Raw genomic sequence first — 16031 nt, 5'->3', positions numbered from 1 at the left:
CAGGATTGCTTGGGACTTTCGTGACGAGCTAGTTCCAGTTTGGGACTACCCTTGCCTGGGTGAGATCAGTTTTTTGCCTTTACCTTTACCACTGTCGTTGGCTTGCTAATGAGCGCTCTTTCTTCCCATAGTCAAGCATTATCTGTGCTTCGTACTACCCCGATCAATTTCAACCATTGGTATGTGGTGGCCCAGGCGGGGGAATTGGGCCAGGGACCGCTGGGAGTTATTCTTTGGGAAAAGCAGATCGCTATTTATCGGGATCAGGAGGGCCAGGTGCGGGCGGTGGAGGATCGTTGTCCCCATCGTCAGGTGAAATTGAGTGAAGGGAAGGTGTTGGGCAATAATTTAGAGTGTGCTTACCATGGCTGGCAGTTTGATACCCAGGGTCATTGTACGAAGATTCCGTACTTTAGCGAAGCTCAAAAACTTCCTCCTTGTCGTTTGCGCACCTATCCTGTGCAGGAAAAAGATGGGTTTATTTGGCTTTATCCAGGCGATTTAGATTATCTTGCTAGCCATGGACCGGAACCCTTGGCCATACCGGAGTGGCACCATTTAAACTACATTGGTAGCTTTGCCGCCTTTGATTGTCCTGGTCACTTTTCCTATTTGATCGAAAATTTAATGGATATGCACCATGGGCATTTGCATGATAATTACCAGGCTTGGGCCTCCGCTTCCCTACGACAAATTGAAACTAGTGGCGATCGGGTAGTGGTGGACTACGACGCCCAAAGTTATTACAAAATTGATAAAATCTGGTCCATTTCCCAACTATTCTTCCCAGCCCTACGGCGATTGCATCCAGAAAATTTACGGGTGAGCTATATTTATCCCCATTGGTCATCTACGTTGGGGGCAGACTTTAAAATTTACTGCCTATTTTGTCCTGTTTCTCCTAATCAAACCAAAGCTTATTTAGTTCATTTTACTTCCCTAGAAGCTTTTCCTAAACTGCATAAATTACCCATTGCCTTTAGAAGTTTTTTGAAAAATTGGTTATCCGGAACAGCCCGGCCTTTGCTGGAGGGGTTGATTGACCAAGATATTCGCATGATTACCCAGGAACAAGCAGCGTTTGAACAAAATCCCGATCGCCAAAATGTGGAAGTTAACCCAGCCCTAGCTAAGGTACAGCAATTAATTCGTCAACAGGCCTCGGAGAGTGCATGACTTCTTTAATTAGACTAATCGGGGTTAGCACCACGGACTTAACCGGCTCCACCGTTTTACTTAATAATATTTCTCTCCACATTGACCATGGACAAATTATTGGTCTGCAAGGGCGATCGGGGGCAGGTAAAACTACATTGCTACGGCTATTAAATCGACTTCAGGAAATAAGTCAAGGTACTATCTTTTATAATGAAAAAGCTTTAAATAAATACCCAATTCAGCAACTGCGTCAAGAAATAGTTTTAGTGCCCCAGGAGCCAAAACTTTTAGGTATGACAGTGGAAGAAAGCTTAATTTATCCCCTAGAATTACAGAAAGTCAGCAAAACAGAATGTCAACGGCGACGGATTCGAGCCTGTGATATTTGGGAAATTCCCAGTGATTGGCTAGACCGCAACGAGTTACAGCTTTCTGTGGGGCAAAGGCAATTGGTTACCCTGGTGCGAGCCACCATGTTAAGTCCCCGGATTCTTCTGTTGGATGAACCTACTTCGGCCCTTGATCCGGCCCTAGCTCAAAGGGTTTTGACCCAGCTAAAATTGATAAACCAAGAGAATGGCACCACCATGGTTATGGTTAACCACACACCGAAATATTTAGAAAGTTTTTGTCAACGTATTTTTACCCTTAACCAAGGACAATTAGGACAGGAAATTACTCTCAAAAAAAATTAGCTTGCTTGAAATTTAACCGCCAGTAAAGTAATGTCATCAAACTGCTCCGCTTCCCCCATATGCTCGCCCAGGGAATTTTTGATATTAAGCATTAACTGGTCAACGGAATTAAACTGACTACCTAGGGCTTCTAATAGTTTTTCCTTGCCAAAGAAATTGCCTGCAGGTGATTTAGCTTCCGTTACACCATCGGTATAGGACAACAATAAATCCCCCGGTTCTAAAATTACTGCCCCCGTCTTAAATTCCAAATCCGGCAACATCCCCACTGCTGGCCCAGTAGAAGTTAATTTGGCTTTTAATTGATGGTTAGCGTCAACAATAAAAACTGGTTCGTGACCACCATTAATATAAGATAATTTTCCTGTGCTAGGCTCTAGAATACCAAAGAAAATTGTCGCAAACATACTAGCTTCGCTGTGGTTAAAAGCGACGTAATTATTGATTAATTTAATAGACTCCAATGGTTCAAAATTAACGCCATCCAGCAAATCGTTTAGGTTGATTTTTAGATCTTGGCCGCCAGGTAAATTAAAGGAAGGATTGATTAAACCATCCAGGGCCGCTTGCCCCGAAAAAATACGAATTAAACTGCGAAATAGTCCCATAAATAATGCCGCTCCTACCCCTTTGTCGCAAACGTCTGCCACTACCACCCCCAGGCGATCGCCTGGAAGCTCGAACAAATCATAAAAATCCCCAGCCAGTTGTTGAGCAGGACTAAAGTAAGCGGTAAATTCCCATCCTTTCCTAGTTAATAAATGGGCTGGCAAAAAATTCTTTTGCATTTGCCTACCTTTCTCTAGCTCCTTGGCCATTATTTTTGAAAGGGCTTCCACCTGTTGGGTGTATAATTTTTCTTGATCCCGTAAACGCTTTTTTTCTAAGGAAGAACCAATGCGGGCTTTGAGCAACACTGGATCAAAAGGCTTGGGCAAAAAGTCCTCTGCTCCCATTTCAATGCAACGAATAATACTTTGAAATTCATCTAAAGCTGAAACAATAATGACCGGAATATGCTGAAACTCTACACTGGTTTTTAAATATTCTAAAAACTGGTCTCCATTAGTCTCCGGCATTAACAGATCCAGCAAGATTAGATCATAACTCTGACTTTCGAGGAGGTTCAATGCTTCCTTCGCACTTAAACAAGTGGTAACTGTATGACCTTTACGGGTTAAGTGCTGAAAAAATAAATCTAAATTGCTAGGACTATCATCTACCACTAAAATTTTTCCCGTTAGCAGTTCCCTTCCCTCAATACTATTAGTTTTGATGCTACCCAAAATTATTTCGTTGGTAGTTGAGGAAGATGCAGAAGTTAATTGAGGAGATAAATCGGCTTCGTGAACAGGATTTAATGACTCTAAAAAATTAGTGAAAATCGATTCAATATTATTCACTAATCCCTGTAAGCGCAAGGCCGCTAATTCTATTTTTTTAATGTCTTCAGTAAGGCCGAGTTGATTAACACATTCCTCTGCTTTGAGTAAATTATTACAGGAAAGAATAATTTTAGTAATAGAAGAATTAGTGCTATGGGGAATAGTGGAAAAAAGCTTATGAAAATCCGACTTCTCTTCTCCGTCAGAATGCTTAACAAATAAGTTGATAGCTTCAAGTAATTTTTGTGCCTCTACTAGTAATGCATCTAATTCTTCTGCTAGGGGGGAGTTGGCATCCGTGAGCTCTTCTTGAACCATTTCTCCGTAGCCAACAATTGCATTAATGGGAGTTCTGAGTTCATGACGAATGAAAGCAGTAGCGCTTTCTATATCAACTGACTTAATAGAATGATTCATCATCTACCAAAGAAATTATGGTTAATCAAGCTAGTTTTACAGACTATTTTAGTTTTTGCCAATGATTAAGCGATTATCAAAACTTATCGAAACCCTTAAATACTGTACCTGAGCTTTTTAACAAAGATTAATTCAATTTGACTTAATTATTATTAAATTAAGCTATAATCTCTTTTGAATTACTTCAGCTCCTAATGATAAATTTTTCTGTAAAAACTATTGATAAATGGCTCGATCAGAAAGATAAAAGCCAATAATATTTTAATTAATTAATACCTCTATTTTTTGCAATAGGCGCTTAATTTCAATCGGCTTGGTATCATAGTCGTCACAGCCGGCGGCGATCGCCCTCTCTCGATCACTAGCCATGGCATGGGCGGTTAGGGCAATGATGGGAATGTGAGCCCCATCAGGATGACTTTTAATTTGCTTAGTAGCAGTCCAGCCATCCATGACCGGCAAACTCATGTCCATGAGGATAAGTTGGGGAGACTCTGAGATAGCCATGGTCACTGCCTGTTCACCGTCAACAGCCATTACTACTTCATATCCCTTGCGCCCCAAACGACGGGATAGCATGTCACGATTCATTTCATTGTCTTCAACCAGGAGAATCTTAGTCATAGATTCAATACTGAACAGTTGTTAGAATTATAGCAATAGCTGTCCTGTTTTATCCCCAACTAAATTGTTAATCTTTGCCACAAAGTTTATCTAAACAAAAAATGTTCCCTCACTAATTCAATCTTCGGGTGACAGCTTGGTGTTATTTCCATCAAAATCTTCAATAATTGTATATTAGTGATTTTTAACCATGGTCTCAATTATCAAGTCAGTGCGAAGAAGTCTGTTGCTGAAGTTCGTGCTTTCCTATTTTTGTCTTTCCAGCGTGGTAGTGGCATCAATTTTTTTAGTTGCTAACTATAGGGCAGTTAAGGGCATAGAGAATCAAACATTCCAACGTTTAACTATTTCCAATAATCTGAAGGAATATCAACTAGAGCAATGGATGGAAAGTCAGAAAGATATACTCTTTCTGCTGAGCGAAATCAATAGCATTCAAATGGGAATTGAAATGCTTAAAAATATAACCAACGACGGTTCTGACTATAAGGCCGCCCAGCAAATTTTAATTGACGAGTTGCAAGAAATTAATCTTTTTCTTCCCCATGTTGAAACTATTAACATTCTCAACACTGGTGGTATTGTAGTGGCCTCTACTGACTTAGCTGAAATCGGTGTCTACAAGGGTATTGGAAATCAGACCACTTATTTTGCCAATATTAATTCTGATTTTAAAACTGTACCAAATTTCTATTTTTCTAAAGTTTATAATCGTCCCAGTATGACTTTTGCTACTAGCATAAAGCATGATCTAACGAAGGAAAGAATTGGTTATTTGAGTATAGATATAAATTTGAATGCCGTTGATGACTTAATTCGTAAGCGCACGGGATTAGGAGATACGGGAGAAACATTTTTGGTTGGAGAAATAAATAATCAAGTTTCGTTTATTGCGGCAGATGAAAATAAAAATTCGACTGCCAATGCCCCCAAGCCAAATTTTAATACCCTAGGAATAAATTCGGTGATGGCCGGCAATAGTGGTCAAGGCACCTATGTTAATTACGCCGGCACGCCCGTGTTGGGAGTATACCAGTGGATAGATAAATATAATTTAGCTTTAATTACTGAAATTAGTGAAGTAGAAGCATTAGAGTCGGCTCGAAGATTTACCCGCATGTTAGTTTTGGTGGGATTGGTGAGCACGGCTTTACTTTTAATTGCGGTTTATCTACTATCTATCAAAATAACCAGACCAATTTTGCTAATTACCAAAGCTGCCACCGATATATCTTCTGGCGATCGGGGAGCTAGGGCCCCGGTGTTGGGAGAAGATGAATTGGGCATTCTAGCCAAGTCCTTTAATATGATGACTAATGAGTTGCGAGAATCCTATTTCAGTTTACAGAAAAAAAATCAAGAATTGGAGTTAACCCAAAAACAGTTAGCGGTGGCTAATTCTTGTTTAGAAGAAAAAGTTCAACAAAGAACTGAAGAATTAGAAAATACGGTTAAAGCTTTGGAATTGGCCAGTTCAGAGGCCGAAGCTGCCAATGCCACGAAAAGTATTTTTCTCGCTAATATGAGCCATGAATTGAGGACTCCCCTGAACGCGATCATTGGTTATAGTGAAATGTTAATTGAGGAAGCTGAAGATTTGGAATCAGAGGGATTGGTACCGGATTTAGACAAGATTTTGCGTTCTGGGAAGGCTTTGTTGACTTTAATCAATGATTTGCTAGACATCTCCAAGATTGAAGCAGGGAAAATGGACCTCTATCTAGAAACTTTTAATCTCAATGAACTAATCGCAGGTATTCTTGATACTATTAATCCTTTGATCAAAAACAATAATAATAAATTAGAAGTGGAAATTTCTCTGGAATCGGCAGAAATGTATGGAGATTTGGTAAAAGTACGGCAAGGGGTGTTAAACCTGCTCAGTAATGCCAGCAAATTCACCAAAGAAGGGGTTATCAGCTTCATAGTCAAAGAATTTAAAGTAGACGAAAAGGATTGGCTTTCTTTTCAAGTCAAAGATACGGGAATTGGCATGACTGAAGAACAAATGTCGAAATTGTTTCAGCCCTTCACCCAGGCAGACTCTTCCACTACCCGTAAATATGGTGGCACTGGCCTAGGTTTGGCTATTACCCGTAAATTTTGTCAGATGATGGGGGGAGATATTTATCTAACTAGTGAAATGGGAATTGGTTCTACTTTTACTATCAAATTACCCAAACATGTCCAGTTAAATTCTGTCCAAAATGATTGATTTTCATCATTTTTTTGATCACGTTTAAAATTTGTTCATGACTATGGTGATAGGGGGAGGAAATTTTCCTTGCCAATGTTGCAGTCGGTTTGCTAGTATCCAATCCAATTACCTTATTACCTTGGGATCTGCCCAGAGCACCAAAGGACTTTATGCCAGCTGGAGAAAAATATTAATGGTTAGTTCGGGGTCAAAATGGTGACTGCTAAAAATTCTAATAGAAAGGGGTCTGGTAGCCATAATGGCAAAAAATCCCCCCGCAAAGGTAGATTCCAGGGCGGTAAATGGTTATTAACGGGTTTCGCTTTAACGGCGATCGCCTTGGTGTCGGCAGGGGCTGGTTCTTTGTTGGCCATGTATTCAACTCCTTTGGGTCAGAGCAGACTTACGCCAGAGCAGGCGGCGGTATTTGGTCAGAAAAAGGCAGTTTCCTACAAAAATCTCAATATTCCCCAACTTAGTCGCCCCATTAATGTGTTGGTGCTGGGCACCAAGGTGTTAACTTCTGAAGAGCCCGACCCCAGTCAGCCTAACCCCGGTTACCATGCGTTGGTCAATTCAGTGGAAGGCCTCACCGATACGATGGTGTTGATTCGCCTTGATCCGAAGGAAAAATCCCTGGTGGTGCTATCCATTCCTAGGGATACCAGGGTGGAAATTCCCGGCTACAACGGAGCTCGGAAAATCAATCAGGCCAATGCCTTGGGAGGGCCAGCCCTGGCGGCTATGACGGTGACGGATTTACTTGGGGATGTGCCCATCGACCGTTATATCCGGGTCAATGTACAGGCGGTGGAAAAATTAATTGATGCCCTGGGGGGAGTAGACGTATATGTACCCCGGGACATGAAATATCAGGATGATAGTCAGCGTTTGTATATCAATCTCAAGGAGGGACAACAGCGTTTAGACGGGGAAAAGGCTCTACAAATGTTGCGATTCCGCCACGATGCCCTGGGGGATATTGGCCGCATTCAAAGACAGCAAATAGTTATGCGGGCGGTGGTAGAACAAGCCCTCAAACCCCAAACTATTCTGAGGATACCGGACATTGTCAAAATTCTGCAGTCCAACATTGACACTAACCTCAATATGGAGGAGTTAGTGGCGATCGCCGGTTTTTCGGCCCAAATTCCTAGGGAAGACGTCAAAATGTTGATGTTGCCGGGGGATTTTAATGGCACCGGCCGCACCAACATTAGTTACTGGTTACCCCACCAGCGCAAAATCCAGGAAATGACGGAGGAGTATTTTGGGGCCATGGCCCCTAATTCTTGGTTATGGGATATGGAAATGGAGCCAGATTTAACTACCCTCGACCCCTATGCCCTCCGCATTGCCATCCAGGACAGTACCGATCGCCCTCAGGCAGTGGAGGCTTTGGTAAAAGAGTTGGAAACTGCTGGCTACAGCCGCATCAACGTAGTCAGTGCCCTTTCCCAGCCCTTACAAACCACCAGGGTAATTGCCCAACAAGGCGATCATTTGGGGGCCAGGCAAGTGCGTAATAGTATTGGTCTGGGGGAAGTTTTAGTGGATAGCAATGGTTATCTAATCTCCGACGTAACCATCCAAATCGGCGCTGATTGGCAATAGGAAATTCCGGCGACATATTTTTGTTAAAATTCAGTCACAATCAGTTTGTGCACAATTCACCATAAAATCCTGCTTAATTAGGAGAACCACATTAAATGTTAAAAAAATTGTTTGGCGCTAAAAAAGAATTTTACGTCCAGCTAGATGAAAATCAAGCTCCGGCCAAGGTGGAAGAAGCCGACGTGGCGATCGTGAAATCGGAGGTAGCTCCGGTGGAAACCCCAGCCCCCACCCCTTCGAAAAAAACTTCCATTAAGAAAAAGTCCGCTGCCAAAGCCGAGGCTCCAGTGGAAACTCCTGCCCCAGTGGCTCCGGCTCCTAAGGCCAAAGTTGATCCCAGCCAAGTGGCGTTTGCCAGTGGTGATCCCATTCCCCAAAATGTAGCCCGTCGTGCCCCTGGCCCCAGTTTGAATCGTTTCAAGGAAATGGCTCGCCAAGTTAAGGTTAAACGCTAAAAAATCCACTAATTTACCGTTTTATAGTCAATTAGGCTAAGTTCGGAGCGACAGCGGCTGACAAAATGCTTGTATATAAGCAATTCAAGTCTACGAAAGCATACCTGTCTTAATTAAATTTGGCACAATCTTGGCCCAGCCATTTGGGGGATAGGATCCCTCTCCACTGCTTGTGATAATGATCACAGGCATTTTTTTGTTTTTCAGATTCGGAATTTGTTGGTAAAGTTTTAGTTTTTTCTCTCAATCAAACCACTAAAGCTCCAGTAATACCGGGGAAATTTTATCTAGTTTCCCGCCAAACTAGGTGCAATCGGAGAGCTTGTAAAACAGCATCTCAGCCAACGGAACAAAAATCCGCCGTAGAAAACTACCAATGGACAGGGGAATTGAACAGACTCATCCAGCATTTGCCTTCAGATCCAGTGGCGCAGCAGACTGGGAGATGTAAACCTTAGCATTTCTTGATAAAACCTTGCAATCCAGGCCAGGCGATAATTTTTCCCCTTTGGAAACTATGGGGTAGCAATGGAAACTGTCTTGTCAGGGGTCGGAAGATTGGACAGGATAAAAAGCAACATCGAACTTTTTCTTGGGCTTTTCAGTTTCCTAAACCCAGTTGAATTCCTTGGCTTTAAACCTTAACCTTTAACATTTTCCTATTCATCACCGATGGTATCCACCCCCCTGCCTACCCAGCTAGAAACCATTCGCCCCGGCATCAAAGCTCCAGTGAAGGAAACTCTCCTCACCCCCCGCTTCTACACCACCGATTTTGATAAAGTCGCCAATATGGTGTTGAACCTCCAGGATGAAGAAATTGAAGCGGCGTTGGAGGAATTACGAGCTGATTACAATCGTCACCACTTTGTCCGTAATGATGATTTTAAGCGTAGTTTTGACCACATTGACGGAGCCACTCGTTTAGCGTTTATCGACTTTTTAGAACGGTCTTGTACCTCAGAGTTTTCTGGTTTTCTTCTGTTTAAAGAATTGTCCCGCCGTCTTAAGGGTCGCAGTCCCAAGCTGGCAGAGGCTTTTCATCTTCTAGCTAGGGATGAGGCACGCCATGCCGGTTTTATTAACAAAGCTATGGCAGATTTTGGAATTTCCCTCGATTTGCGTTATTTAACTCAAAAAAGAACCTATACTTTCTTTCCGCCGGAGTGGGTAATTTACACGGTTTATTTATCAGAAAAAATTGGTTACTGGCGTTATATTTTGATGTTTCGCCATTTAGAAAAAAATCCAGACCACAATATTTATCCCCTGTTTAATTATTTTGAATGTTGGTGTCAGGATGAAAATCGCCACGGAGACTTTTTCAAAGCTTTACTCCGCTCCCAAACAGCTCTGTGGAAAACTTGGCAATCTCGACTTTGGTCCCGCTTTTTCTTACTAACAGTATTTGTCACCCATACCCTAACGGTATTTGAACGGGGCGATTTTTATGAATCCGTTGGTCTAAACGCTAGGCAATATAACGTTGATGTGGTTAAAAACACCAACGAGACGGCGGCCCGGGCCTTTCCAGAAGTGTTGGACACGGATAATCCTAAATTTTTCCCCCGCCTAGAAGCCTGTGCCAGTGCTAACGAAAAACTAACGGCGATCGCCAACGGTAAAGCTCCGAAACTGGTCAAATTTTGTCAAAAAATGCCGTGGATTGCCGTGATTGTCTGGCAAATGCTCTGCATCTTTCTGCAAAAGCCAGTGGACGCAGAAACCCGCCGGGGTATGGTGTGCTAGTTTAATCGCTTTTTAACTTACTCCAATTGTTTACTAATTACTGCTAATTTCCTTTGGTAAAAACCATGACTAACCTTGCGCAAAAACTCCGCCACGGTACCCAACAATCCCACACTTTGGCAGAAAATACTGCCTACATGAAATGCTTTTTAAAAGGCATTGTGGAGCGGGAACCTTTTCGGCAATTATTAGCCAATTTATATTATGTTTACAACACCCTAGAAACAGCCCTGAGGGAGCATCGGGACAATCAAATCATTAGTGCTATTTATTTTCCTGAATTAAACCGCACTGATAAATTAGCCAAAGATTTAGCCTACTATTACGGTGCCAATTGGCAACAGGAAATTCAACCTACCCCCTGCGGTAAAATTTATGTTGATCGCCTGAAAACCTTAGCCGAAAGTGATCCTGCATTGCTCATTGCCCATTGTTACACTCGCTATCTGGGGGATTTATCCGGTGGCCAGAGCTTGAAAAATATTATCCGTTCTGCGTTGCAATTGCCGGGGGGAGAGGGCACTGCCATGTACGAATTTGACAGTTTGCCTACCCCAGGTGATCGCCGTCAATTTAAGGAAATTTACCGGGATGTGCTGAATAGTTTGTCCTTAGATGAAGCCACCATGAACCGTATTGTTGAAGAAGCCAATTACGCTTTCTCCCTTAATCGGGACGTGATGCACGATCTAGAAGATTTAATCCGAAAGGCGATCGGTGAGCACACATTTGACTTGTTAACCCGTCAGGATCGCCCCGGAAGTACGGAAGCTCGGAGTACCAGTGGTCATCCCGTCGCCCTCATGGTGGGGGAATAAATTAAACGGGGAAATTAAGAGAGTATTTAAGCTAAAGTAAACACTCTCTTTGACAATTTTTTCTAGATAAAAGCTAGACAAAAGGTTAATCAAATACGAGTTGTTTTAGTAACATTGTTGTTGTTGCTTAAATTTTCAACTCAATATTTGGTTGATTTAAGAAAATTAGCAAAATAATTTCTCCAGGGTTAGAGCCAAGAGAAAACATTTTAAATACCTCGATAAAAATCCATTTAAATAATCCCGATAACATCCAAAATTTATGACTACCATCTTTCCTGCTGTTGAATTTAGTGCTGAATTATTAAACAAATATAATCAAGGTATTCCTCGCTACACCAGCTATCCTCCGGCCACAGAGCTAAGCCCCGCATTTGATCCTAGTGATTTTGGGACGGCGATCAACTTGGGCAACTACAAAAAAACACCCTTATCTCTCTATTGTCACATTCCTTTCTGTGCGAAGGCTTGTTACTTTTGCGGTTGTAATACCATCATCACCCAACACAAACCAGCGGTGGAGCCCTATCTGAAAGCGGTTGCTAAACAAATTGCCCTGGTGGCTCCTTTAGTTGACCGACAAAGACAAGTGCAGCAACTCCACTGGGGCGGTGGCACTCCTAATTATTTGACCCTGAAACAAGCGGAATTTTTATTCAATACCATCACTGATGCCTTTCCATTGGCAAAAAATGCGGAAGTTTCCATTGAAGTTAACCCCTGTTATGTTGATAAGGATTATATTTTCGCCCTACGCCAACTAGGTTTTAATCGCATTAGTTTTGGTATCCAAGATTTCAATCCCCAAGTTCAGGAAGCAGTCAATCGCATCCAGCCGGAAGCAATGTTATTCCAAGTCATGGACTGGATTCGGGAAGCTAATTTTGAGAGCGTTAATGTGGATTTAATTTATGGTTTGCCCTATCAAACCTTGGGCACATTTCGGGAAACTTTACATAAAACAGCCCAACTTAACCCAGACCGCATTGCTGTATTTAATTTTGCCTATGTGCCTTGGCTCAAGCCAGTACAGAAAAAAATGCCGGAAGCGGCCCTCCCCCCAGCGGCAGAAAAGTTAAAAATTATGCAAACTACCATTGCTGACCTCACCAATCAGGGTTACGTTTTCATTGGTATGGATCACTTTGCTAAACCTGATGACGAGTTGGCGATCGCCCAACAGCAAGGAAAATTACATCGTAACTTCCAGGGTTATACTACCCAACCAGAGTCCGATTTGCTCGGCTTTGGCATTACTTCCATCAGTATGTTGCAGGATGTGTATGCTCAAAATCATAAAACGTTAAAAGCTTTTTATAATGCCCTGGATCAAGAAGCAATGCCCATAGAAAAAGGCTTTAAATTGAGCCAAGATGATTTGGTTCGTCGCACTGTCATTAAAGAATTAATGTGCCAATTTAAGTTGTCTGCCCAGGAGTTAGAGGACAAGTATAATTTAGGCTTTGACTGTGATTTTAATGACTATTTTGCCAAGGAACTAGCTGCTCTGGATGCTCTGGAAGCGGATGGTTTGCTCAGTAGGTTGGGGGATGGCTTAGAAGTTACCCCCCGGGGGAGGATTTTAATTCGTAATATTGCTGCTGTGTTTGATGCCTACCTACAAAATAATTCACAACAACAGATGTTTTCTCGGGCAATTTAAGGACATTTTTTCATTGGGTAAGCTATAATCGAGCCAGCTAGAAGAACTAGCAGATAGACATTTAATTCGCCTCCTTATTTACCTCCGCTGCTCCATCCATTTCTTCTTGGAGTTGGAAAAAACGGGGGTAAATTTTTTCAGAAAAGAAGAGAGTACCAGCGGTCACGCAAAATGGAATGGTGACGAGATTAACTAGGGGAATACTTACCCAAACTAGGCTGGCTAGGGCAAACCCAGCGCTGAGGGGTAAACATTGAAAAATTATTAATAGTTTACGACGAAATTTGAGGCGACGACGTTCTAAAGGGGGATCAAAAAAATCGATGCAAGTTAATAAAGATGTAGAACTAATCCCTACAATGGTGGCTACGGGGGTACCAAAGGCGGGTATCAAGTTAGAGGCAAAACCCACAGCAGTGAAAATGATTAGTAAGACTAATTTTTTTAGCTCAAAGGCTAGGGCTCGCTTGACTTCTTGTAGCACTCCCACTTCTTGCACTGTTAACTTACCCAGCAGTTTTTTTTCTAATTCTTCTGATAATCTACCGTACCAGGGAGAGCCCAGTAGTCCTCCCACTTGCGAGAGTAAAAAACCCGCAATGATGAGCAGTAAAAGCCGCACTAACCAGATATAAAGGAAAAAGATAACTTGCAATATTGGTAAAATGTAGGGCACGATCTGGGGAATACGTTGCTCTAAAATTTCTACCCATTGCTGGGCGTAACTACGGAGAATATCGACGCTGTCATTACCAAAGTTTAGTAACTGCCAGTAAAGCAATATGCCCAAGCTAATATTAATAATCAAAGGAATAATAATATAAATAGCTAATTCGGGAGATTGACGTAAAATTTTAAATGTACGTAGTGGGTAGGCAAGACCTTTAAAAAATTCCATAACTATTCATCAATTAATGATTATAAAGCTTAGTATTCTATAGAAAAATTAGATGGGATTACTAACCTGATTTTTCATAATCGTGGCTAGGATTTTAGTCTTTTTTTACCCCATCCAGTGCCGCCAGTAGCGCCTTCGCTTTTTGTAGCGACTCCAGCCATTCTTTGGTGGGATCACTATCCGCCACAATGCCAGCTCCCACCTGTCCTATCACTTGCCCAGGGGTAAATAGAAGGGTACGAATGAGAATATTTAGATCTAAGTTACCCCGTTGATCCCAATAGCCACAGGAACCATAAAATAAACTGCGTCGTACTGGTTCTAATTCTTCGATAACTTCTAAACAACGCACTTTGGGACAACCGGTAATAGTACCACCGGGAAACAAAGCTTTGACCAAATCTACCCCCGTTTTGCCCGGTTGCAAAATGCCCCGCACATTGCTGACCAAATGGGAGACATGGCTATAGCGTTCGATCGCCAATAACTCATCTACTTCTACCGTTCCCCAGGTGCAGACCCGCCCGAGGTCGTTGCGCTCCAAATCCACCAACATAATATGTTCTGCCAACTCCTTTGTGTTGACTAGTAATTCCTGTAATAATTGCTCGTCCTCCGCCAAATTTTTGCCCCTTGCCCTAGTACCAGCAATGGGTCTGGTTTGGGCCACGTTGCCTTCTAACTTAACTAATCTTTCTGGTGAGCAACTCACCACATCTCCCCACGGCGATCGCCAATAACTAGCGAAGGGAGAAGGATTAATTGCTTGTAATCGCCGATAAATTTGCCAACTGTTAAGCTGGGCATCACTCTGGGCAATGAAACGTAAGGTTAGGTTGGCCTGAAAAATATCCCCTGCCTTAATGTATTGTTGGGCTTGGTTGACCATGGTTTCATACTGATCTTGGTCAGTGGTATAGGTCAAATTTAAGAAGGGCACTTGAGGCGATGCAATGGGGTTAATACTTTTTGATAATCGGGTTTGAAAAACTTTAGCTTGAGCTTGATTGGTAGTGGCTAGCCACAATAGTTGTTCCCGATGGTCTAAGACTGCAAAATCTTCAGGTTCGTACCAATAGGCCACGGGAAAAGGCAAATGATCCGGGCGCAGGTAAGGTAAAGTTTCAATCGCCCAAGCGGTGTCATAACCTAACCACCCCAACCAGCCGCCGTGGAAAGGTAAATGGTCTGGTACAGTTTTGGGCGCACCACCACACCGAGGTAGCTGATGTAAGAAGCTAAAAATTTGCCCAGGGCTAGGAGTCCATAATTTCCCAGGGCGAGGCTCACCAGCACAGATGGAATAACGGCCTAAATGGGGATAGTCCGGCGACGGCGGATAGGGACTTTCCAGTAGGGTGGCGATGGATTGATGGCCAAATAATTGACTAAAAACTTCGCTGCCAGTGCGACCTTGTAACGGCAAATAACACCAATGCCAGGGTTGGGGTTCCATTAGGCCATGCCTCCCCACACGATCCGAGCCCCCCAAAATACAACCAAAGTTCCCAGCACCAACCAGTCTGCCCTCACGATGCGTAATTGATGCCACTGCACTTGATGCTCATTGGGCGTGGTGAAGCCCCGCACTTCCATGGCGATCGCCATTTGTTCTGCCCGCAGTAAAAGATTTTCGAGTAATCTTTCCACCACTAAAATCCAAATCTGGGCGCTTCGTTTGATGCCTAATTTTTTCCAATTAATGGCCCTGGTGCGAATGGATCGGAATAGGTTTTGAATTTCTTCCATCACCAAGGGGATAAACCGCAAAGCTAGGGTCAAAATTAAGGTGATTTCCGTAATTGGCAATTTAAAGCGCCGCAGGGGAGTCATTAATTCCTCTAGTCCGGCGGTAATTTCCTCCGGGGCGGTGGTAAGCAAATATAAATTGGTGCTATAAACCAGGGTAAAAATCAAAGTGCTAATACGAATCCCCAATTCTAGGGAGCGGCGAGTAACTATTAATTTGCCCCATTCAAATAAAACATACTGGTAGGGGGTAGGGGGCACCACAATTTCACTAGTAGGCGATCGGGGTTGTTCCAACACAGTGAAACCGTCCGGACTAAAGGTAGTTAACAGGAAAATTAGGCCGGAAAAAAATACAAGTAAGCCCATTTGTTGCTTCCACACCCGCCAGGGAATACGGACTGCAAAGGTTAATAAAATTAGAAAAACGACGATGCCAAGGCGCCAAACGGCATTGGCCAACACTGGGGCTAACAAAAAACTCATTAGCCAAGCTAGTTTTACCCTGGGATCAAGGCGGTGCAACCAAGTCACCGGATTTTCTAAATATAAGCCGATGGGTAAAGACCGCATCAAATCCATAGCAAGGCCTGCCCTACAACAATTGGT

At 42.8% G+C, this 16031-nt stretch carries 13 protein-coding genes; 8 read left to right on the top strand and 5 right to left on the bottom strand.

Going from position 1 to position 16031, the window contains the following annotated elements; all coding sequences use genetic code 11:
• Positions 1 to 108: 108 nt before the first annotated feature.
• Both IQE94_RS07895 and IQE94_RS07890 read left to right on the top strand, forming a co-directional pair.
• Positions 109 to 1176, top strand: a complete 1068-nt coding sequence (locus IQE94_RS07895; protein ID WP_212717289.1) for an aromatic ring-hydroxylating dioxygenase subunit alpha — start codon at positions 109 to 111, stop codon at positions 1174 to 1176.
• Positions 1173 to 1853: an ATP-binding cassette domain-containing protein gene (locus IQE94_RS07890; protein ID WP_212717287.1), complete on the top strand. Its 681-nt coding sequence runs from the start codon at positions 1173 to 1175 to the stop codon at positions 1851 to 1853. Before IQE94_RS07895 ends, IQE94_RS07890 begins: the two co-directional genes overlap by 4 nt.
• Here the strand turns inward: IQE94_RS07890 and IQE94_RS07885 are convergent.
• Positions 1850 to 3655 (bottom strand): SpoIIE family protein phosphatase, encoded by a 1806-nt coding sequence (locus tag IQE94_RS07885; protein ID WP_223343091.1) that lies wholly within the window; start codon positions 3653 to 3655, stop codon positions 1850 to 1852. The genes IQE94_RS07890 and IQE94_RS07885 overlap by 4 nt on opposite strands.
• A 261-nt stretch (positions 3656 to 3916) precedes the next feature.
• Positions 3917 to 4288: a response regulator gene (locus IQE94_RS07880; protein ID WP_212722334.1), complete on the bottom strand. Its 372-nt coding sequence runs from the start codon at positions 4286 to 4288 to the stop codon at positions 3917 to 3919.
• 181 nt (positions 4289 to 4469) lie between these two features.
• On the opposite strand from IQE94_RS07880, the gene IQE94_RS07875 reads away from it, so the two are divergent.
• The 6 genes from IQE94_RS07875 (at position 4470) to hemN (ending at position 12775) form a co-directional block, all read left to right on the top strand.
• Complete coding sequence (locus IQE94_RS07875; RefSeq protein WP_212717284.1) at positions 4470 to 6494, top strand: sensor histidine kinase; 2025 nt, start codon at positions 4470 to 4472, stop codon at positions 6492 to 6494.
• Between the two features lie 198 nt (positions 6495 to 6692).
• Positions 6693 to 8090 (top strand): LCP family protein, encoded by a 1398-nt coding sequence (locus IQE94_RS07870; protein ID WP_370630538.1) that lies wholly within the window; start codon positions 6693 to 6695, stop codon positions 8088 to 8090.
• 95 nt (positions 8091 to 8185) lie between these two features.
• On the top strand, positions 8186 to 8545 hold the full coding sequence (locus IQE94_RS07865; protein ID WP_190596049.1) for a hypothetical protein: 360 nt from the start codon (positions 8186 to 8188) through the stop codon (positions 8543 to 8545).
• Positions 8546 to 9217: 672 nt separating this feature from the next.
• On the top strand, positions 9218 to 10294 hold the full coding sequence (gene acsF, locus IQE94_RS07860; RefSeq protein ID WP_223343087.1) for a magnesium-protoporphyrin IX monomethyl ester (oxidative) cyclase: 1077 nt from the start codon (positions 9218 to 9220) through the stop codon (positions 10292 to 10294).
• Between the two features lie 65 nt (positions 10295 to 10359).
• Positions 10360 to 11112: a heme oxygenase (biliverdin-producing) gene (locus IQE94_RS07855; protein WP_223343079.1), complete on the top strand. Its 753-nt coding sequence runs from the start codon at positions 10360 to 10362 to the stop codon at positions 11110 to 11112.
• Positions 11113 to 11374: 262 nt separating this feature from the next.
• A complete protein-coding gene (gene hemN, locus IQE94_RS07850; protein WP_223343077.1) occupies positions 11375 to 12775 on the top strand; it encodes an oxygen-independent coproporphyrinogen III oxidase in 1401 nt (466 codons plus the stop codon).
• 61 nt (positions 12776 to 12836) lie between these two features.
• Here the strand turns inward: hemN and IQE94_RS07845 are convergent, their stop codons facing one another.
• The 3 genes from IQE94_RS07845 to IQE94_RS07835 form a co-directional block, all read right to left on the bottom strand.
• Positions 12837 to 13673, bottom strand: coding sequence for an EI24 domain-containing protein (locus IQE94_RS07845; RefSeq protein WP_212717274.1), 837 nt, complete (start codon positions 13671 to 13673; stop codon positions 12837 to 12839).
• Between the two features lie 94 nt (positions 13674 to 13767).
• Entirely contained in the window at positions 13768 to 15225 is a 1458-nt protein-coding gene (locus IQE94_RS07840) for an anthranilate synthase component I (protein WP_223343076.1), read from the bottom strand.
• A complete protein-coding gene (locus tag IQE94_RS07835) occupies positions 15129 to 16004 on the bottom strand; it encodes a CbiQ family ECF transporter T component (RefSeq protein WP_212717271.1) in 876 nt (291 codons plus the stop codon). The genes IQE94_RS07840 and IQE94_RS07835 overlap by 97 nt, the downstream gene beginning before the upstream one ends.
• Positions 16005 to 16031 lie beyond the last annotated feature (27 nt).

The organism is Synechocystis sp. PCC 7339 (assembly GCF_019924095.1).
GTDB lineage: Bacteria > Cyanobacteriota > Cyanobacteriia > Cyanobacteriales > Microcystaceae > Synechocystis.
This window is presented reverse-complemented; position numbering and strand designations above follow the sequence as displayed.